The organism is Streptomyces pseudovenezuelae, from assembly GCF_001513955.1.
GTDB lineage: Bacteria > Actinomycetota > Actinomycetes > Streptomycetales > Streptomycetaceae > Streptomyces > Streptomyces pseudovenezuelae.
On the sequence record NZ_KQ948154.1, the window covers coordinates 219,938 to 239,668 of the forward strand.

Annotated in this window: 13 protein-coding genes; 9 read left to right on the forward strand and 4 right to left on the reverse strand. The window is 71.6% G+C overall.

Annotated features, from left to right (window positions below):
- The first annotated feature begins 91 nt into the window (after positions 1 to 91).
- The 8 genes from AQI94_RS39610 to AQI94_RS39645 all read left to right on the forward strand — a co-directional run bounded on the left by AQI94_RS39610 (position 92) and on the right by AQI94_RS39645 (position 10,747).
- Positions 92 to 3,901, forward strand: coding sequence for a sensor histidine kinase (locus AQI94_RS39610; RefSeq protein ID WP_062230269.1), 3,810 nt, complete (start codon positions 92 to 94; stop codon positions 3,899 to 3,901).
- 9 nt (positions 3,902 to 3,910) lie between these two features.
- Positions 3,911 to 4,324, forward strand: a complete 414-nt coding sequence (locus AQI94_RS39615; protein WP_003993189.1) for a roadblock/LC7 domain-containing protein — start codon at positions 3,911 to 3,913, stop codon at positions 4,322 to 4,324.
- A 111-nt stretch (positions 4,325 to 4,435) separates the two neighbouring features.
- Positions 4,436 to 4,834: a DUF742 domain-containing protein gene (locus tag AQI94_RS39620; RefSeq protein ID WP_031054058.1), complete on the forward strand. Its 399-nt coding sequence runs from the start codon at positions 4,436 to 4,438 to the stop codon at positions 4,832 to 4,834.
- A complete protein-coding gene (locus tag AQI94_RS39625; protein WP_007384912.1) occupies positions 4,815 to 5,390 on the forward strand; it encodes a GTP-binding protein in 576 nt (191 codons plus the stop codon). The genes AQI94_RS39620 and AQI94_RS39625 overlap by 20 nt, the downstream gene beginning before the upstream one ends.
- A gap of 401 nt (positions 5,391 to 5,791) precedes the next feature.
- On the forward strand, positions 5,792 to 9,079 hold the full coding sequence (locus AQI94_RS39630; RefSeq protein WP_031061274.1) for a sensor histidine kinase: 3,288 nt from the start codon (positions 5,792 to 5,794) through the stop codon (positions 9,077 to 9,079).
- Between the two features lie 10 nt (positions 9,080 to 9,089).
- Entirely contained in the window at positions 9,090 to 9,503 is a 414-nt protein-coding gene (locus AQI94_RS39635) for a roadblock/LC7 domain-containing protein (RefSeq protein WP_007384910.1), read from the forward strand.
- A gap of 100 nt (positions 9,504 to 9,603) precedes the next feature.
- Positions 9,604 to 10,185: a DUF742 domain-containing protein gene (locus tag AQI94_RS39640; protein ID WP_031061276.1), complete on the forward strand. Its 582-nt coding sequence runs from the start codon at positions 9,604 to 9,606 to the stop codon at positions 10,183 to 10,185.
- Positions 10,166 to 10,747, forward strand: coding sequence for a GTP-binding protein (locus AQI94_RS39645; RefSeq protein ID WP_009314218.1), 582 nt, complete (start codon positions 10,166 to 10,168; stop codon positions 10,745 to 10,747). The genes AQI94_RS39640 and AQI94_RS39645 overlap by 20 nt, the downstream gene beginning before the upstream one ends.
- 150 nt (positions 10,748 to 10,897) lie before the next feature.
- On the opposite strand, the gene AQI94_RS39650 is transcribed toward AQI94_RS39645, so the two are convergent.
- The 3 genes from AQI94_RS39650 to AQI94_RS39660 all read right to left on the reverse strand — a co-directional run bounded on the left by AQI94_RS39650 (position 10,898) and on the right by AQI94_RS39660 (position 15,221).
- Positions 10,898 to 11,089: an acyl-CoA carboxylase subunit epsilon gene (locus AQI94_RS39650; protein WP_020121024.1), complete on the reverse strand. Its 192-nt coding sequence runs from the start codon at positions 11,087 to 11,089 to the stop codon at positions 10,898 to 10,900.
- A 57-nt stretch (positions 11,090 to 11,146) separates the two neighbouring features.
- Positions 11,147 to 12,742, reverse strand: coding sequence for an acyl-CoA carboxylase subunit beta (locus AQI94_RS39655; RefSeq protein ID WP_037945387.1), 1,596 nt, complete (start codon positions 12,740 to 12,742; stop codon positions 11,147 to 11,149).
- A 151-nt stretch (positions 12,743 to 12,893) separates the two neighbouring features.
- On the reverse strand, positions 12,894 to 15,221 hold the full coding sequence (locus AQI94_RS39660; protein ID WP_031061286.1) for a polysaccharide lyase 8 family protein: 2,328 nt from the start codon (positions 15,219 to 15,221) through the stop codon (positions 12,894 to 12,896).
- Positions 15,222 to 15,355: 134 nt separating this feature from the next.
- Here AQI94_RS39660 and AQI94_RS39665 point away from each other — a divergent pair, with 134 nt between their 5' ends.
- A complete protein-coding gene (locus tag AQI94_RS39665; RefSeq protein ID WP_031061288.1) occupies positions 15,356 to 15,910 on the forward strand; it encodes a YceI family protein in 555 nt (184 codons plus the stop codon).
- 15 nt (positions 15,911 to 15,925) lie between these two features.
- Here AQI94_RS39665 and AQI94_RS39670 read toward each other — a convergent pair whose 3' ends face one another.
- Positions 15,926 to 19,675, reverse strand: coding sequence for an nSTAND1 domain-containing NTPase (locus AQI94_RS39670; RefSeq protein ID WP_062230271.1), 3,750 nt, complete (start codon positions 19,673 to 19,675; stop codon positions 15,926 to 15,928).
- Positions 19,676 to 19,731 lie beyond the last annotated feature (56 nt).

Sequence of the window (19,731 nt, forward strand, 5' to 3'; positions counted from 1 at the left end):
CCGGGGTGCGTATTCAGGGCGCTCCCCACAACGCCGACACCGTGCTCCGCCGTCCTGCGGAGGAGCGCCTGGTCCAGAGGTTGCGACGCTAGTGCAGGGACGTTTCAAGAGGGATGGCAGCGCTTCGGCCGAGCCGGAGCGGCACGGCGGGACTGGCCCCAATGTCGGCAGTTCCTCCCCCCAGCACGCCCAGAACCCGGGCACGGGACCGTCGGCAGACGGCGGTTCCGGCACCGGGCGCCTCGGCACGTCGGCGTCCTCGGGCCCGGCGGCCACACCGACGGTGAAGCCCCCGAAGGGCCCCAGCGGCCCCGGGTCGCGCATAGCCCTGCGCAACTGGCGCATCTCCACGCGCCTGGTGTCGCTGCTCGCGCTCCCCGTGGTGGCGGCCACCTCGCTGGGCGCGCTGCGCATCAACGACTCCATGGACGACATCCAGCAGCTCGACAACATGAAGCTGCTGACGGAGATGACCAAGCAGGCCACCGAGCTGGCCGCCGCCCTCCAGGAGGAGCGCGACCAGTCGGCGGGACCGCTGGCGCACGATTCCACGGCAAGCAGCCTCACGGTCAAGGGCTTCCGGACCAAGACGGACCGCGCCGCGACCAACTTCATCGCCGCCGCCGAGGACATCGACACCTCCAGCAAGGACGGCAACCTCCAGGGCGTCCGCGACAGCCTCGTCGGCCTGGTCCGCGACCTGGACACCCTCAGCAAGGTCCGCAGCGACGCCTACGACACCAAGGGCAACGCGACCCAGACGGTGGAGTCCTACCACCGCCTGATCACCCACCTGCTGGACCTCTCCCAGGACATGGCCGAGGCCACCAGCAACCCGGACATGATCCAGCGCACGCGCGCCCTGGCGGCCTTCTCCTCCGCCAAGGAATACGCCTCCGTCCAGCGCGCGATCCTCGCCGCGGCCCTGCCGGCCAACAACACGACCCTCGGCGACCTCAGCGAGAACGACCGGCTCTACGCCCAGGGCGCCCTGGAGAGCGAGGAGTCCGACCTCAGCAGCTTCCGGAGCATCTACGGCGACGACGGCGCCGAGGAGCTGCTGAAGCCCATCGAGGACGGCAGCTCCACCATCGAGGCCTCGGACCAGTACGCCGGCCGTGCCTTCGGCCGGCCCGAGGGCCTTGCCGACCTGGACCGGCGCTCCTACAAGGACTGGGTCGACGACAGCTCGACCAAGATCCAGGAGATGGGGCGCATCGAGCACACCCTGCTCGAGGACATGGAGCAGAAGGCCCGCGAGCTGCGCAGCGCCACCGAGCGCGACGCGATCATCGCCGGTGCGCTCATCCTGCTCGTCCTCGGTGTCTCCCTGGTCGGCGCCTTCGTCGTCGCCCGGTCCATGATCCGCTCGCTGCGCCGCCTCCAGGAGACCGCCACCAAGGTCGCCCAGGACCGCCTGCCCGAGCTGGTCAAGCAGCTGTCCGAGTCCGACCCGCAGGACGTCGACACGTCCGTGGAGTCGGTCGGTGTGCACTCCCGGGACGAGATCGGCCGCGTGGCCGCGGCCTTCGACGACGTGCACCGCGAGGCGGTCCGCCTCGCCGCCGAGCAGGCCCTGCTGCGGGGCAACGTCAACGCGATGTTCACCAACCTCTCGCGCCGCTCCCAGGGCCTCATCCAGCGTCAGCTCTCGCTCATCTCCGAACTGGAGTCCCGCGAGGCCGACCCGGACCAGCTGTCCTCGCTCTTCAAGCTCGACCACCTCGCGACGCGTATGCGCCGTAACGGTGAGAACCTCCTCGTCCTCGCCGGTGAGGAGCCCGGCCGCCGGTGGACCCGTCCGGTCCCGCTGGTCGACGTGCTCCGCGCCGCGGCCTCCGAGGTGGAGCAGTACGAGCGCATCGAGCTGGCCGCCGTGCCGACCACCGAAGTGGCCGGCCGCGTGGTCAACGACCTCGTGCACCTGCTCGCCGAGCTGCTCGAGAACGCCACCTCGTTCTCCTCGCCGCAGACCAAGGTCAAGGTCACCGGTCACGCGCTGCCCGACGGCCGCGTCCTGATCGAGATCCACGACACCGGTATCGGCCTCTCCCCCGAGGACCTCGCGGCGATCAACGAGCGGCTCGCCTCGCCGCCCACCGTGGACGTCTCGGTCTCCCGCCGCATGGGTCTGTTCGTGGTCGGCCGGCTGTCCCAGCGGCACGGCATCCGCATTCAGCTGCGGCCCTCCGACTCCGGTGGTACGACCGCGCTGGTCATGCTGCCCGTCGATGTCGCCCAGGGCGGCAAGAAGCCCCAGGCCAAGCCCGGTCAGGGCGCCCCCGGTGCTCCCGCTGCGGCGCAGGCCGCCGCCGGTGTGGCCGCGGCCCGTCGTGGCGGCGGCAACGGCCAGGGCGGCGGCGCCCTCGGCGGTGCGCCCGGTGGCCCCGGCGGCGGCGCTCTCGGCGCCGGCGCCCCCTCGGGCGGACGGCTGAGCGCCGGTCAGGGCCCGCGGGCCGCGCTGCCCGGCAGTGGCCAGGGCGGTCGCCCCGGTGCGCCGGGCGGACCGCGTGGACCGCAGGGTCCGGGTACGCCTCCGCAGGGCCGGCCCGCTCCGGCAGGCGCCGGCGCCGGTTTCGGCGGCCAGGCGCCGGGTGCCCCGCAGGGCCTCCAGGCCGCGGGCACGGGCGGTCCGGGCCAGGACGCCTTCAACGGTCAGGACGCTTTCGGCGGCGGCCAGGACGCCTTCGGCTCCCGGGGTCCCGTACCCCCGCAGGCGCAGGCCCCGAACGCCGGCCAGGCTCCCGAGCCGGGCAGCCGGCGCCGTCGGCCGCAGCTGCCGGGCCGCGGTGGTCCGCGGGCCGAGCTGCCGGGCGGCAACCAGCCCCGCACGCCGAGCTGGAGCGACGAGAACGCGCAGCCGCCGGTGCCGCGCGCCTCGCTCGACGTTCCGCGCGGCCACGACGAGCAGGACCCCGCCGCCACGTCGCGCATGCCGCGGATCGAGGACCGGCAGGGTCCGGCGAGCACCTCCGAGTTCCCCCGCCCGGACTTCGACGCCCCGCAGAACACCGGCCAGTTCCCGCGGCCGGGTGCGAACGGTCCGCAGGGCGACTTCCCCCGTCCGGGTACGGTCGCCCCGCAGAACAGCGGCCAGTTCCCGCGACCGGGGTCCAACGGTCCCCAGGAGACGGGTGACTACGTCCGCTCGGACGTCTTCGGCACCCCGCCGGGGCAGAACAGCGGCTCGCAGACCGGTCAGTTCGCGACTCCGCAGGCGTACGACAACGGCTCGACGGGCCAGTTCGCGATGCCGGGCTACGACGCCGGCTCCACCGGGCAGCACTCCCTGCCGGGCCGCCAGGACCCCGCGTCCACGGGCCAGTTCGAGCGCCCCCAGACCAACGGCGCCGACTTCGGTGCCCCGCGGCCGCCCGTGCCGCCGCGGCCCCAGCAGCGGCCGGCCCGCCAGGAGCCCGAGGCGCTGCCGCCCGCGGGCCCCGGTGACGGCCGTACGCCGCTGTACGACACGTTGGAGACCAACTGGTTCCACGGCAGCCAGCAGCAGGGACAGGGGCAGCCGGCCAACGGCAACGACTCCTCCCCGGCTCAGGCCCCGCGGCAGCAGCAGGCTCCGGCGGCCCCCCAGCGTCCCGCGGCCTCCGCGGCCTGGCGCAGTTCGCCCAACGACGACCTCGTCCGGCAGGCGGAGCGTGTCCGGCAACCGGCCGCGGGCGGTGTCACCACCTCCGGTCTGCCGCGCCGGGTGCCCAGGGCGAACCTCGTCCCGGGTACGGCTCAGCAGCAACAGCACCAAAGCGGTCCGGCTGTCTCGCGTGCGCCTGACGACGTGCGCGGCCGGCTGACCAATCTCCGTCGGGGTATCGCGCAAGGTCGTCAGGTCGGCGGCAACGGCCAGACGGGCAGCTTCCCGAACCCCACTCACCAGCAGGAGCGTTAGTTGAGCCCGATGAGCCAGGCGGCACAGAACCTCAACTGGTTGATCACCAACTTCGTGGACAACACCCCAGGGGTGTCCCACACCGTCGTCGTGTCCGCCGACGGCCTTCTGCTGGCGATGTCCGAGGGCTTCCCGCGCGACCGTGCCGACCAGCTGGCGGCCGTCGCGTCCGGGCTGACCTCGCTCACGGCGGGCGCCTCCCGGATCTTCGAGGGCGGCAGCGTGGCCCAGACCGTCGTGGAGATGGAGCGGGGATTCCTCTTCCTGATGTCCGTCTCTGACGGCTCCTCGCTGGCGGTCCTCGCGCACCCGGAATGCGACATCGGCCTCGTCGGCTATGAGATGGCACTGCTCGTCGACCGCGCGGGCGCAGTGCTCACGCCGGATCTGCGAGCCGAGCTGCAAGGCAGTCTGCTCCACTGACCCGAACCGGATCCACCCGTCTCACCAAATCACCGTCCGGCCGCCACAATCCCCCCACCGGCCTCACCAGACGGCTAGCCAGACCGACTTGCTGTCCCGCCCGGAGGATTCATGACCCCGCCCACCGCCTCTCATGATCCGTACGCGGAGCCGTACGAGGATGAGGGCGACCAGCCGCTGGTACGTCCGTACGCGATGACCGGCGGCCGGACCCGGCCGCGCTACCAGCTCGCCATCGAGGCCCTGATCAGCACCACGGCCGACCCGGCGGCAATGATGGGGCTCCTCCCCGAGCACCAGCGCATCTGCCACCTGTGCCGTGAGGTGAAGTCGGTCGCCGAGGTCTCGGCGCTGCTCGCCATGCCGCTCGGGGTGGCCAGGATCCTCGTCGCGGACCTCGCCGAGGCCGGCCTGGTGGCCATCCACCAGCCGGGCGGCGACGAGAACAACGGCGGCGCTCCCGATGTGACGCTGCTCGAAAGGGTGCTCAGTGGACTTCGCAAGCTCTGACGCGGGGCGGGCCACCACCTCCGCGAAGATCGTGGTGGCGGGTGGCTTCGGCGTGGGCAAGACCACGTTCGTCGGCGCCGTCTCCGAGATCAACCCGCTGCGCACAGAGGCCGTCATGACGTCCGCGAGCGCGGGCATCGACGACCTCACCCACACCGGGGACAAGACGACCACCACGGTCGCCATGGACTTCGGCCGCATCACCCTGGACCAGGACCTGATCCTGTACCTCTTCGGTACGCCCGGACAGGACCGCTTCTGGTTCATGTGGGACGACCTGGTCCGCGGCGCCATCGGCGCCGTCGTCCTGGTCGACACCCGGCGGCTGGCCGACTGCTTCCCCGCGGTGGACTACTTCGAGAACAGCGGTCTGCCCTTCGTGGTGGCGCTGAACGGCTTCGACGGGCACCAGCCCTACGCCCCCGAGGAGGTGCGCGAGGCCCTGCAGATCGGGCCGGACGCGCCGATCATCACGACGGACGCCCGGCACCGGTCGGACGCCAAGAGTGCCCTGATCACCCTGGTCGAACATGCCCTCATGGCGCGTCTGCGGTAACGCCCTCAGGGCGTGTCGACCCGCTTCAAAACAACATCGTCATACGGCAGTTGTCGTAGATGTCCCGGAGCCGGCTGTGGTCTTAGACACGGTCGGCCCCGGTGTTCATAACGTTTCGGCAGAGGAATCGGGTGGTACGGCCACGCGTGGTTGCCAACCGGTCTCGCTGCGCTCACAACAGCCCCGTCATTTGACGGGGCTCGCTCTTTATGACCGTTTTATCTGGGGCTTACATCACGCGGAATCGGCGCGTACCACTGTTTGGAGGTGCGCAGGCCGTCGTGCTGGAATGCCTGAACTGCCCAATAGTCAAAGACGTACTCACTAGTCGATGACGTACTGGGCTCTGAGAGACTGCGGCACAACGTAGGTGCCGACCCCTCCGAGAGGTTGTTGGTCGAGTGAGGCGAAGCAAGAACGGTCCCGAGCCGTCGGCCCGGGGCAACTTCACCCCGCCGCCGCGCGGAGCGGCGCCCGCCCCTGTGCCCGGTCCGGAGCCGACGGCCCCGCCGACGTCCGGCGGCGGCCGGTTCTCCCCGCGCAACTGGCGGGTGCCCACCCGGCTGAACGCGATCCTGCTCATACCCGTGATCGTCGGCCTTGTCATGGGCGGCTTCCAGGTAAAGAGCTCGATCGACACCTGGCGCGAGGCCGAGGACGCGGAGAACACCGCCCGCCTGGTGCGGGCCTCTCTGAGCTACGCCGACGCCCTGTACAACGAGCGCGACAGCACCGCTCTCCCGCTGCTGAGCGGCCAGGGCCAGGACAACGCCACGGTCGTCGCCGCCCGCAAGAAGACCGACGAGGCCGCTGACGCCTTCGACGAGGCCGCCCAGAACATGCCGCAGAAGGCGGGCCTCGAACGCCGCCTCAAGCTGTTCCGGGACGGCGAGGGCGGGCTCCAGACCCTGCGCGCGGGCGCCTACACCTCCTCCAAGCTCACCGGTGTGAAGACCGAGGAGGGCTACACCCAGGTCGCGCACCCGCTGACCGAGTTCGCCAACGAGCTCGGCCTCGGCACCGGCAACATCACCAGCTACGGCCGTACGGTCTACGCCATCGAGCTCACCAAGGCGGCCCTGTCGCTGCAGCGCTCCATCGGCATGCACCTGCTGATCAAGCCCGGCCCCGGCCTGAGCAGCTTCGCCAGCCAGAAGGTCGCCCTGTCCTCGTACGCGTACCTGGAGGGCATCGCCGTCGAGGAGTACGTCGGCGGCGGCACCGCGGCCGACGCGGCGAAGCTCGACACCGCGAAGAAGCAGATCCAGACGGAGGGCGCGGCGCTGGCCAAGGAGGCCGCCGCCAAGAACCCGAACTACGTCCCGCCGCCGTCCAACCCGACGGACATGGTCTCCGGCATCGCCCAGCTGCAGTCGATGGACGAGAGCGCCCGTGCGGCCCTCGGCAAGGACGGCATCACCGCCGAGAACTGGTGGGCGGTCAACACCCTCAAGTACAACGCGTACCGCCAGATCGAGACCGACCTGGCCGACACCGCGGTGAACGAGGCCGCGAGCATCGCCGACAACGCCAAGCGCGACGCGTTCATCGTGGGTGCCGCCGTCGTGGTCGCCCTGCTCCTCGCGTTCATCCTGGCCGGCGCGGTCGCCCGGCAGATGTCCCGCGCGATGCGCCAGCTGCGCAACGCCGCCTTCGGCATCGCCGAGCAGCGTCTGCCGATGCTGGTCGACCAGCTCTCGCGCACCGACCCCGGCCGGGTCGACACCCGGGTCGCCCCGATCCCGATCACCACCAAGGACGAGATCGGCGAGGTCGCCCGCGCCTTCGACCAGGTCCACCGCGAGGCCGTACGACTCGCCTCCGAGCAGGCCCTGCTGCGGGGCAACATCAACGCGATCTTCACCAACCTGTCCCGGCGCAACCAGTCGCTGATCGAGGGCCAGCTGACCCTGATCACCGACCTGGAGAACAACGAGGCCGACCCGGACCAGCTGGAGAACCTCTTCCGCCTGGACCACCTCGCGACCCGTATGCGCCGCAACGGCGAGAACCTCCTGGTCCTCGCCGGCGAGGAGCCCGGCCGCCGCTGGGACCAGCCGGTCCCGCTGGTCGACGTGCTGCGCGCCGCCTCCTCCGAGGTGGAGCAGTACGAGCGCGTCGAGCTGTCCGGTGTCCCGGAGGCCGAGATCCACGGCCGCGCGGTCACCGACCTCGTGCACCTGCTGGCCGAGCTTCTGGAGAACGCCACCACGTTCTCCTCGCCGCAGACCAAGGTCCGCGTCACCGCGACCAGGCTGCCCGACGGCCGCATCATGATCGAGATCCACGACAAGGGCATCGGCCTGACCGCCGAGGACTTCGCGGACATCAACCACAAGCTGGCCAACCCGCCGACCGTGGACGCCGCGATCTCCCAGCGCATGGGTCTGTTCGTGGTCGGCCGGCTGTCCGACCGGCACGGCATCCGCGTCCAGCTGCGGCCCTCGGGCGAGCAGGCCGGCACGACCTCGCTGGTCATGCTGCCGGACGCGATCACCCATGGTGGCGGCGGCGAGCACCAGCCGGCCGGCGACGAGTTCACGGTCTCCCAGATCATGCCGGAGCAGCAGCAGTACCAGGGCGAGGACTTCAACAACGGTCTGCCCATGCGTACGGCCGCGGAGCTCGGCTTCGACGACAGCCGCTACTCCGAGGTCCCGGACGACATACGCGAGCTGGACCCGGTCGGCCGCTCCCTCATGCGTGAGGAGCGCCGCGCGGCCCTGGAGGCCCAGAACCAGGACCAGCCGCCCGCCCTGCAGGGTCCGGACTCGTCGTACGGCGACGGCTTCGACGCCTCCCACAACGGCCGGCAGAACGGCTACGACAACAACCGGGGCGGCTACGCCGAGCAGCAGCCGGCCTCGTACGACCAGCAGACGTCGTACGAGGAGGCGCAGCAGGCGCCGTACGAGGAGCAGCGGCAGACGGCGTACGAGGAGCCGAACCGTCAGTCGTACGAAGAGCCGTACTACGCGCAGAACGGCGGCCTGCCGCAGAACGACACCTTCTCCCCCGGCGGCGGCTACCCGGAGCCCTCCTATGCGGAGCCGGTCCAGGAGGAGCCCGCCGCGGTGCACGCCACTGCGCCGGAGACCTTCTCGGGCTTCGAGGAGCGCCGCTACCAGGACGACTGGCCGCAGCAGGACGGGTACCGCAACGGCTACCCGGACCAGTACGCTCCGGAAACGGAATCCGTGCAGGCCGCTGACGTGAGTGAGCGGGACCGCGTAGGCTTCGACCGTCCGGGGCCGGCCCCCGCCTCCGTGGGTCACGAGCTGACCGACGCCGGGCTCCCCCGCCGTGGCTCCCCCGGGAGCGGCGCGAACGGCTCGAACGGCACGCGGAACGCGAACCAGGAGCCGCCGGCCTCAGCGCCGGAGAGCAACGGCGGCGATGTCTGGCAGTCGGCCAACGACGCGCGGTGGCAGCAGGCCTCCCAGCTCCGGAAGCCCAAGGCGGGCGGGGTCACCTCCTCCGGTCTGCCGCGGCGGGTACCCAAGGCCAACCTGATCGAGGGAGCCGCCGAAGCCACCAACCAGGGAGGCCCACAGGTCTCCCGTGCCCCCGAGGACGTCCGGGGCAGGCTGAGCAACCTGCGCCGCGGTGTCCAGCGGGGCCGCAATGCAGGCAGTGAAACGAACGGCCAGGGCTTCGGTCCTGACAGCACCTACAACCAGGAGCGTTAGTGTGAGCCCGATGAGCCAGGCGGCGCAGAACCTGAACTGGTTGATCACCAACTTCGTGGACAACACCCCGGGGGTGTCCCACACGGTGGTGGTCTCCGCCGACGGACTCCTTCTGGCGATGTCCGAAGGCTTTCCGCGCGACCGAGCCGACCAGCTTGCGGCCGTCGCCTCCGGTCTGACCTCGCTGACCGCGGGTGCCTCGCGCATCTTCGAGGGCGGCGCGGTGAACCAGACCGTTGTGGAGATGGAGCGGGGATTCCTCTTCATCATGTCCGTATCCGACGGTTCGTCCCTCGCGGTTCTTGCACATCCGGAGGCGGACATCGGTCTCATCGGGTACGAGATGGCTCTTCTGGTGGACCGTGCCGGTTCGGTCCTGACGCCCGATCTGCGTGCCGAGCTCCAGGGCAGCCTGCTCAACTGACAGACAGACGGTGCGTTTTGGCGTCCCGGGGCCGTAAGGTTTCGGGACGCGGCTCCACACAGCGTGATGGGTGCCCGGCACAGTCGGAGGAGGAGAGAAAGTGGCAACACCCCCAGGTGGTTCATCTGGCAATTGGTCGTACGGCCCTGGCCAGGGTCAGAACGACGGTTCCCAGAACCCGAACCGCTACAACTTCCCCTCCGCACCGAGCCATCGGCGCCAGCAGCCGTACGCGCCCCAGGGCCCCGGCCCGTCGCCGTACGACCAGCCGGCGGCCCCGCGCATCCAGCCCGTGCAGCCGCAGCGACGCTCCTCTGAGCCTTCCCCCGCGGGAGGCGCCAGCAACCCCCTGGTGCGCCCGTACGCCATGACCGGCGGCCGTACCAGGCCGCGGTACCAGCTCGCCATCGAGGCGCTGGTGCACACCACCGCGCAGCCGCACCAGATGCAGGGCCAGTTGCCCGAGCATCAGCGGATCTGCAACCTCTGCCGGGAAATCAAGTCGGTGGCGGAAATCTCCGCGCTCCTGACGATCCCTCTCGGCGTGGCCAGGATCCTCGTCGCCGACTTGGCGGAGGCGGGCCTGGTCGCCATCCATCAGCCCGGCGGCGACGAGAACGCCGGCGGCCAGCCAGACGTGACACTGCTCGAAAGGGTGCTCAGTGGACTTCGCAAGCTCTAGCGGCGGTCCTTCCCGCTCCACCACCTCGGCGAAGATCGTGGTGGCGGGTGGCTTCGGCGTGGGCAAGACCACGTTCGTCGGGGCCGTTTCGGAGATCAACCCGCTGCGCACCGAGGCCGTGATGACGTCCGCGTCGGCCGGCATCGACGACCTCACCCACACCGGGGACAAGACGACCACCACGGTCGCCATGGACTTCGGCCGCATCACCCTGGACCAGGACCTGATCCTGTACCTCTTCGGTACACCCGGACAGGACCGCTTCTGGTTCATGTGGGACGACCTGGTCCGCGGCGCCATCGGCGCGATCGTCCTCGTCGACACGAGGCGCCTTGCCGACTGCTTCCCGGCGGTCGACTACTTCGAGAACTCCGGGCTTCCTTTCGTGATCGCCCTGAACGGCTTCGACGGCCAGCAGCCGTACAACCCGGACGAAGTCCGGGAAGCGCTGCAGATCGGTCCTGACACGCCGATCATCACGACGGACGCGCGGCACCGGGCCGATGCGAAGTCTGCGCTCATCACCTTGGTCGAGCACGCGTTGATGGCTCGACTGCGGTAGGTGGTTCTTGCGGCTACTGGGCTGCCTCGGACGGTTGTGTGCCGTCTGCGGCAGCCCGGTGGCTTGTCGCGCAGTTCCCCGCGCCCCTAAAAGCAAAAAGCCTGAGGGCCCCCTCTCTTTCGAGAGGGGGCCCTCAGGCGTCGTACAGGCTCAGTGCCAGCTGTGCGGGGCGCGGAAGCCGCCCTCGCGCTCCAGGCGGCGCCAGCCGGCCTTGGGGCGGCCTCGGTGCGCCGGGGTCTCGGAGGGCTGGGCCGCTGCGCGAGCCAGCAGGATCGCCGTGATGGCGGCGACTTCCTCGGGCTCGGCGTGGCCCTTCTCGACGCGGATGTCAGGGGTGCTCATAGGTCACAGTCTCCGTGAGAGAGGTTTCCGCGAGGGTGTCGCGGAGGGTCCGCGGGGTTACTGCGGAGGGTTGCCGTGCTTGCGGGAGGGCAGGTCGGCGTGCTTCGACTGGAGCATCGCCAGGGACCGGATGAGGACCTCGCGGGTTTCCACCGGGTCGATGACGTCGTCCACCAGGCCACGCTCCGCCGCGTAGTACGGGTGCATGAGCTCGGACTTGTACTCCTTGACCATGCGGGCCCGCATGGCCTCGGGGTCCTCGGCCTCGGCGATCTGGCGCCGGAAGATGACGCCTGCGGCACCTTCGGCACCCATCACCGCGATCTCGTTCGTCGGCCAGGCGTAGGTGAGGTCGGCGCCGATGGACTGGCTGTCCATGACGATGTAGGCCCCTCCGTACGCCTTGCGCAGGATCAGGGAGATCCGGGGCACGGTGGCGTTGCAGTAGGCGTACAGCAGCTTGGCGCCGTGGCGGATGATTCCGCCGTGCTCCTGGTCGACACCCGGAAGGAACCCGGGGACGTCCAGGAAAGTGACGATCGGGATGTTAAAAGCGTCACACATCTGGACAAAGCGCGCAGCTTTTTCCGATGCCTCGATGTCCAGGACGCCGGCGAGCGTCGAGGGCTGGTTGGCCACGATGCCGACGACCTGGCCGTCGAGCCGCGCCAGCGCGCAGATGATGTTGCGGGCCCAGCGCTCGTGGACCTCGAGGTAGTCGCCGTCGTCGACGATCTCCTCGATGACCTTGGTCATGTCGTACGGCCGGTTGCCGTCCGCCGGCACCAGGTCCAGGAGCACCTCGCCGCGCCGGTCGGCCGTGTCGGAGGACTCCACCCGCGGCGGGTTCTCCCGGTTGTTCTGGGGGAGCATCGACAGCAGGTAGCGCACCTCGGCGAGGCACGTCTCCTCGTCGTCGTAGGCGAAGTGGCAGACGCCCGACGTCTCGGCGTGCACGTCCGCGCCGCCGAGGCCGTTCTGGGTGATCTCCTCGCCGGTGACCGCCTTCACGACGTCCGGACCGGTGATGAACATCTGCGAGGTCTCGCGGACCATGAACACGAAGTCGGTCAGGGCGGGGCTGTAGGCCGCGCCGCCGGCACACGGGCCGAGCATCACCGAGATCTGCGGGATGACGCCCGAGGCCCTGGTGTTGCGCTGGAAGATGCCGCCGTAGCCCGCGAGGGCACTCACACCCTCCTGGATACGGGCGCCCGCGCCGTCGTTCAGCGACACCAGGGGCGCCCCGGCCGCGATGGCCATGTCCATGATCTTGTGGATCTTCGTGGCGTGGGCCTCGCCCAGCGCGCCGCCGAAGATGCGGAAGTCGTGGGCGTAGACGAAGACCGTACGGCCCTCCACCGTGCCCCAGCCGGTGATGACACCGTCGGTGTACGGCTTCTTGGCCTCCAGGCCGAAGCCCGTCGCCCGGTGCCGGCGCAGCTGCTCGACCTCCTGGAAGGAGCCCGCGTCCAGAAGCAGCTCGATGCGCTCCCGTGCGGTCAGCTTGCCCTTGGCGTGCTGCGCCTCGGTCGCCTTCTCGCTGGGGCCGGCCAGGGCCGCCGCACGGATCTCGTGCAGCTCGGCCACCCGTCCGCGCGCGTCCGTCGGCTCGCCCGTCGACTCACTCGGCGCCTCATCCAAAACGGTCATGTAGTGACCTTACGAAGACCCGCGAGGAAAGCGAGCCGTCGACTCCTCACAGTCTCCGGCCCGTTTTCCTGGTGCGACCGAACAGAACCCTGGAAGCATGCAGGCGTTCCGACTGCTCAGAGGGCCTGACGCTTGTAGGGGTCGAACAAAGTCAGGGCGTGAGAGCCACCTCACATCCGTGTGCGGCACATGCCGTCCCCGGAGTGACACGCAGGTGCAGCAGGCGGCCGGTGGCCCGCACCTCGACGGTGTCGTCGGCCCGCACGACCGAGCGAACGGGCCGGTTCCAGACGATCTCCAGCGGTTCGCCCGAACGGGGTGGCTCGCCGACCCAGAGGGTAGCGGTACGGCCGCTGCGCCGGACCAGCACGCTCGCCCCCGCCGACACGGTGAGCGGACCCGCGGTGCCGGCCCGCCAGAAGTTCGCGGCCGTCAGGCCCAGGCGGTCGACGCGGATCGCCTGGCACGCGCTGTCGTTGGCGACAACCGACAGCCAGTGACGGTCGGCGGCGCGGGCCGCGACCGTGCGGCGGGAGGCGCCGGGCATCAGGACATAGGCGTACGAGGCGTCCACAGGGTCGGTGCCGTGGTCGAGCCAGAGGGTCTGCCAGCGACGGGTGCGCCGCTCCGTCGTGCCGGAGGTGTTGATGTCGGACCAGGCGCCGGTGCGGTCCTCTCGCAGGGCGCGCAGGCCCTCGGGGACGAGCCAGCCGCCGTGCCCCTCCAGATGCGCCCAGCCCGGCCCCCGTACGAAGGACTGCGTGCCGCCCTCCCCCAGGTTGCGGTTGTCGACGACCGTCTCGACCGGGACGCCGTCGGCGCAGGTGATGCCCGCGCCGAGGCAGATCACCGCGTCCGCGACGCAGAACCACGACTTGCGGGCCTGGAGGGTCGACCCGAGCCCCTTCACGTGCTGGCCGATCGCCGCGTACTCGCCGTCGGTCGTGCCGCCGACCCAGCGGACGTCCGGCTTGGGCTCGCCCCACTCGCCGCCTGCCCGGTCGGCGAGGCGCCTGGTGGAGACTGTCGTGCCCGGGAGGCGGTACCAGTCGACGGTGGGCCAGTACCAGTCCGTGTACTGGTCGCTGCGGCCCTCGGCCCACCAGGAGAGCATTCCGGCGCCGGTGTGCCAGCCGCGCGGGTTCTCGCCGTTGCCGCATTCGTAGGCGGCGATCCGGTCGCTGGCCATGGCGATGTTCGCGACGAATCCGGGGCGGCGGTGGACGGCCCGGTCCATGGCGGCGAAGAGCGTGTGCCCGACGGGTTCGGGGGCGGCCGGGACGGGGGAGGCGGCCACCGCGTGCAGCCGGGCGAGGTCGGCAACGCCGAACTGACGTGCCGTCAGGATCGGTGTGACGGTGTCCCGTTCGATCCAGCCTTTCACCAGCCCGTGCCAGCGGGTCCGCTCCTGTTCGCTCGCCGCGTCCGCGAGGAGCGCGACGGCGGCGATGATCCCCTGGCCGTGGAAGTGGTCGCCGCGCAGGACGTGGCGCTCGTCGCTCTTGAGGTAACCGCGGCTGATGGCACGGCCGTTGACGCTGTCCATCACGAGTCCGTCGTGGATCAGCGGGGCGTAGGCGTGCTCCACGCCGTCGAGGACGTTCTGCCGCAGCGGGTCGGTCACCTCCCACTCGGAGCCCGCGAGGAGGGCGAAGAGGCGGCCGAGTCCGTCGAGCATGACCTGGCCGTAGGTGCCGGAGTAGGCGACCCAGGTGTGCTGGACGAAGGAGCCGTCGGCGTAGAGGCCGTCGCCCTTCGTGACGTACGGGAAGACCGCCGAGAGGGCGTCGCGGGCGAGGGCGATCCGGTCGGGGGCCCTGCCGAGGATGCCGCGCAGCGCGACGGAGCGGCACAGGTCGACCCGGTTGGCGCCGGTGGAGGTGCCGGAGTAGTCGGTGAGCATCGCGTCGGGGATGAAGTGGTCGACGGCGGCGCAGGCCGCGGCCCGCTGGGTGTCCGTGAGGTGGTCGTGGAGCGCGGCCGTGACATCCATGAGGAGGCGGGGGCTGCCGATCTGCCACTCCCACCAGTTGCCGTAGCGGGTGGTGGCGGGGTGGTAGACGGTGGCGGAGAGGTGGTCGAGGCCGCGGAGGACGTCCGCGAGCAGGCTCTCGTCGCCGGTGGAGCCGGTGCCCTGCTGGACGTAGGCCTGGGTCATGGTCCACAGGCGGCTGTAGCTCTGGGTGATGCCGGCCGGGGGGTCGTAGGGGAATCCGGGCCACAGGGACGTGGGCGTCGGGGCCATGGTGGCGCGGAAGCCCCGGGCGAGTGCGCCGGTCTCGGCGAGGCGGGAGGCGTAGGGCTCCGCGGCGGGGTCGTAGCCGGTGCCGAGGGCGATGTCGAGCCAGCGCCGGCGGAGGGTGTCGTAGGGATCGGCCGCGCCGGCCCGGGCGGGCGGGGTGGCGGTGGCCAGGAGCGCCGCCGCGAGTAAGACGGCTCTGCGGGTGGGTCGCAGGGGGGCTCTGCGCTGCGGGTTCATAAAGGGCCGTCTACCACCGTGGGGCGATCACGCCAACACTTCGCGGATGACGTTGAAACCTGTACGGAATAGGTCTACGGTCGTTCGCGTTGAGTGGTTCAACGTTCAACATCCTCATCTGAAGGAGCTACGTCATGACGAGCACCGACCTGACCGCAGTGACCGGCGACTACACGATCGACACCGCCCACTCCACGATCGGCTTCACCGTCCGGCACGCCATGGTCACCAACGTCAAGGGCAAGTTCGACGACTTCAGCGGCTCGCTGCACCTGGACGGGAGCGACCCGTCCGCGTCGACGGCCTCCATCGACGTCAAGATGGACAGCATCGACACCGGGTCCGAGGACCGTGACGGGCACCTCAAGAGCGCGGACTTCTTCAAGATCGAGGAGTTCCCGACGATGACCTTCCGCTCCACCAAGGCGGAGGCGCTCGGCGACGAGGACTACCGGATCACCGGCGACCTGACGATCCTCGGTACCACGAAGCCGCTCACGATCGACCTCGAGTTCAACGGCTCCGCGAAGGACCCGTTCGGCAACGAGCGCGTGGGCTTCGAGGGCAAGGCCGAGATCAAGCGCTCCGAGTGGGGCCTGACCTGGAACGCGGCCCTGGAGACCGGTGGCGTGCTGATCTCCGACAAGATCAAGCTGAACTTCGACATCTCCGCGATCAAGAACGCGTGACCCGGGCGCCGCGGCTCAGCAGGTGCGCCGGTACGGGACATCCGGGAGATACCTCTTCCAGACGGCCTCGGACAGTCCGGAGCCGGCGCGCTCGCAGACCTCGGTGATCAGCTGCCGCGGGTTCACGTCGTACCGCAGCAGCGGGATGTGGGCGCCGGAGGCGTAGAGGGTGCCGTCGGCGCCGAACGTGAGGGCGTGCGTCTCGTCGCCCGCAGTGGGCAGGGTGGTCCCCAGGAGCCGTTGGGACGCCAGGTCCCACAGCTGCAGACGGCCCGCCGAACCGGCGACGGCGAGGGTTCGTCCGTCCCGGGAGAAGGCGAGCGCGGTCACCGCGCCGGTGGCGTCCGTCGTCGGGTCGGACGTGGTGCCGTCGAGCACACCGAGGCGCGCCCGCGCGGTCCCGTCCCAGAGAGTGACCCGGCCCAGGACGTCTCCCACGGCCAGCCGGGAGCCGTCCGGAGCGAAGGCCGCGGTGGTGGTCAGGTCCTCGCCCAGCACCCGCGGTTCCATGCGCCCGGCGCGCAGGTCGGCGACCAGGCCCTCCTGGGTGACCAGGGCGGCCCCGTCGGACCGCAGGGCCAGGCCCACCCCCTCCGAGGCACTGGTGACGACATCGCCGGGACGGACGCTGCGCACGGTCCTCACCCGCTGGTGGCGGCCCACGTCCCACAGCTCCACGGTGGGCCGCTCCAGGGACCGGTACACCAGCAGGGTGCGGCCGTGGGTGTCGAGGGCGAGACCGTCCGCCGCGAGGGAGCCGTCGGCGGCGGCACCGATGACCACGGTGGCGCGTACGCGACGGGCCCGCAGGTCCCACACCGTGATCCGGGACCCGGCCGGCCGTGTCCTCGCCTCGGGGTGGTACGGGTTCCGGCCGATCGCCAGATACCTGCCGTCGCCGCTGAGCGCCATGAGGTCGGCGCAGAGCTGCGTGCCGGAACACGGCGGCGTCGGCGGCTCGAAGACCACCCTCGCCTCGCGGGTGTCGAGCACCTGCACGCGCCGTTCGCCGCCCGTCCCCACGGAGCGGGCCAGGACGCGGCCGTCGTCGGAGAGTTGCGCGCGGTACGCCACGGGCCGCTGCGGGCGGGTCGTCGCGGCGGCGCCGAGGGCCAGTGAGCGCACGACGGTCGTGGAGCCGCCGAGATAGCGCACCACCCCCGCGGACCGGTCGTAGGCGACGTCCTCCCAGGTGTCGGCGACGATCCGGCGGCTCAGCACGGGCACCTGGGGACGATCCGCCCGCACCACCACGAGCCGGTGGGGTCCGGTGCCCACCAGGAAGGTGCCGTCGCCGCCCGGCCACACCTGGGTCAGCCCGTCGCCCTTGAAGGACGGGCTCGCGCGGCCGGTGCGCAGATCCCAGCCGTGGATCCCGTCGGCGCTCGCGACGGTGAGCGTGCGGCTGTCGGGGGTGAACTCCAGGGCGTGGTCGCGGCATTGGGCGGCCCGTGCCGTCGCCGTCCACGGCGCCGAGACCTTCCGCCGGTGCGTGAGATCCCACAGCTCCAGCGCGTGGCCGCCCGTGCACAGGGCGAGCCACCGACCGTCGGGGCTGGCGGCGAGACCGTCGACTCCCCCGTCCGGTTCGGGTATCCGCAGGGCCGGGCGGCCGCCGCGCGGGTCGTAGGCGCGCACACCGCCGTCGTCCCAGTCGACGGCGACGAGGGCGCGTGCGGTGAAGGCGAACGGGGTCTGCATCGCGTCCACCCCGGGGAGCGTCCGCGTGACCCGCCCGGACCGTACGTCCCACAGCTCGACACGGTCTTCCGCCAGCAGCGCGAGGGTGAGGCCGTCCGGGCCCACGGCGGCCGGGACACCGTCCATCAGCTTGCCGGGGCCCTTCGCGGACAGCGTGAGCCGTCGCGTGCGCAGGTCCCAGATCCGGACCCGGTCCGCCGTCACGGACACCACGGACCTGCCGTCCGCCGTCAGCCGGTGCACGTCGTTTCCCGAGCCCTCGAAACCGGCGTCCGCGCCCGGCACCGCGAACACGTCCTCGTCCCGCTGGGCCATCGCCCCGATCAGCGTCGACCGGGTCTCCGTCGTGTCGGCCAGCCGCGCGGCGGCGACGCTGAGCCGCATCGCCGTACGCGGATCGGAGAACCGCATGCCGTCCGCGACGGCGGCGACCCGACGGGCCTCGGCCTCCACCCGGCGGCGGTCGCTGGTGCGGTTCTGCTGCCAGGCGGCGGCCCCCGCGACCAGCGCGAGCACCAGCAGCGTGGCGAGGGCGCCGACGAGTCCGCGGCGCCTGCGGCGCTCGCCCCGGTGCGCGGCGCCGCTCGCCGTCAGGAACGCCTCCTCGTGCGGGGTGAGCGTCGCCCCGGCCAGTTGTTCCCGCGCCGCGGCCAGCCGGGTGCCGCGGTACAGGGCGCCCGGGTCGCGGCCGAGGTCCTCCCAGGTGCGGGCCGCCTCGGTGAGCCGGCGGTGCACCCGCAACTGCTCGCGTTCCTCGTCGATCCAGCCGGACAGCCGGGGCCAGGCGGTGATCAGCGCCTCGTGGGCGAGGTCCACGGTGCCGTGATCGAGGGTCACCAGCCGGGCACGTGCGAGGCGGTCCAGGACGAGGGAGACGTCGGCGGCGGGTGTCGGGCCGGCCGCCGGACCGGTGAAGTCGAGTTCGGCGCGGTCGACCGGCCGGCGGGTGTCCTGGGAGCCCTCGCCCGGCGTGATGAGCCGCAGCAGGACGAGGCGGGCGAGGTCCGCGTGTTCGGGGGACAGGTCCGCCCAGACCTTCTCGGCGCTCTGGGCGATGGCCCCGTGGACGCCGCCCGCGGCCTCGTACGCCTCCTCGGTGAGGGCCCGGCCGCGGCGGCGGCGCCAGGTCTCGCGCAGGACGTGCGAGAGCAGCGGGAGTGCGCCGGGCTCGTCGGCGATCTCGTCGACCAGGCGGGCGGTCAGGGTCCGTTCGACGATGTGTCCGGCGCTCTGGGCGGGCCTGACGATCACCTCGCGCAGCTCGGCCGGGTCCATCGGGCCGACCAGCAGGCCCGCCTCCCCCAACGCGTCTGCCAACGCCCGGTGTTCGGCGCAGCGGCCGTAGAAGTCCGCCCGTACGGCGATGACGACCCGCAGCCCGCTGTCCGGCTCCCGGGCACCGAGCAGCCGGTCGAGGAACGCGCGGCGTTCGTCCGGGTCCCGGCAGAGGGTGAAGACCTCCTCGAACTGGTCGACGACGACCAGGGTGTCGCCGGTCCCCGCCGGTCGCAGCGCGTCGTCGTGGGTGCGGGCCGGGTGCGGGCCCGGAGTGAGGACGCGGATCGCGGCCAGCTCGCGCTCGGCGCGCAGGGCCGGGATCAGTCCGGCGCGCAGGAGCGAGGACTTGCCGCTCCCGGAGGGGCCGAAGACCGCGGTGAAACGCCGCTCGCGGACCCGGTGCCGCAGGGCCGTGACGAGCCGGTCGCGGCCGAAGTACCGGTCGTGGTCGTCGGGTTCGAAGCGGGCGAGGCCCTGGTAGGGCGACTCGGTGTCGTCGTCCTGGCCGGCGGCCGCCTCGCGGACCTCCCGGTCGGCCTCCTGCCAGCGGCGCTCCCACTCCCCCGGGTCGCCCCCGCAGGCCGTGGCGTAGGCCAGGGCCACCTGGAGCGAGGGCAGGTGCTCGCCGGCCGCGGCCTGGGAGAGCGCGGTCACGGAGAAGTGCGCCCGGCGGGCGAGTTCGCGATAGGTGGGGCCGCCGGCCTCTTGGCGGAGCTTGCGGAGGGCGTACGCGAACCTCGGGACCGGTCCGGCGGCCGGATCGACCGGGGTCTCCCGACGGCCCATGTGCGCTCCGACTCCCCCGTGTCCGCCCGCGCCCCGTGCCGTGGACGCGTGTTCGC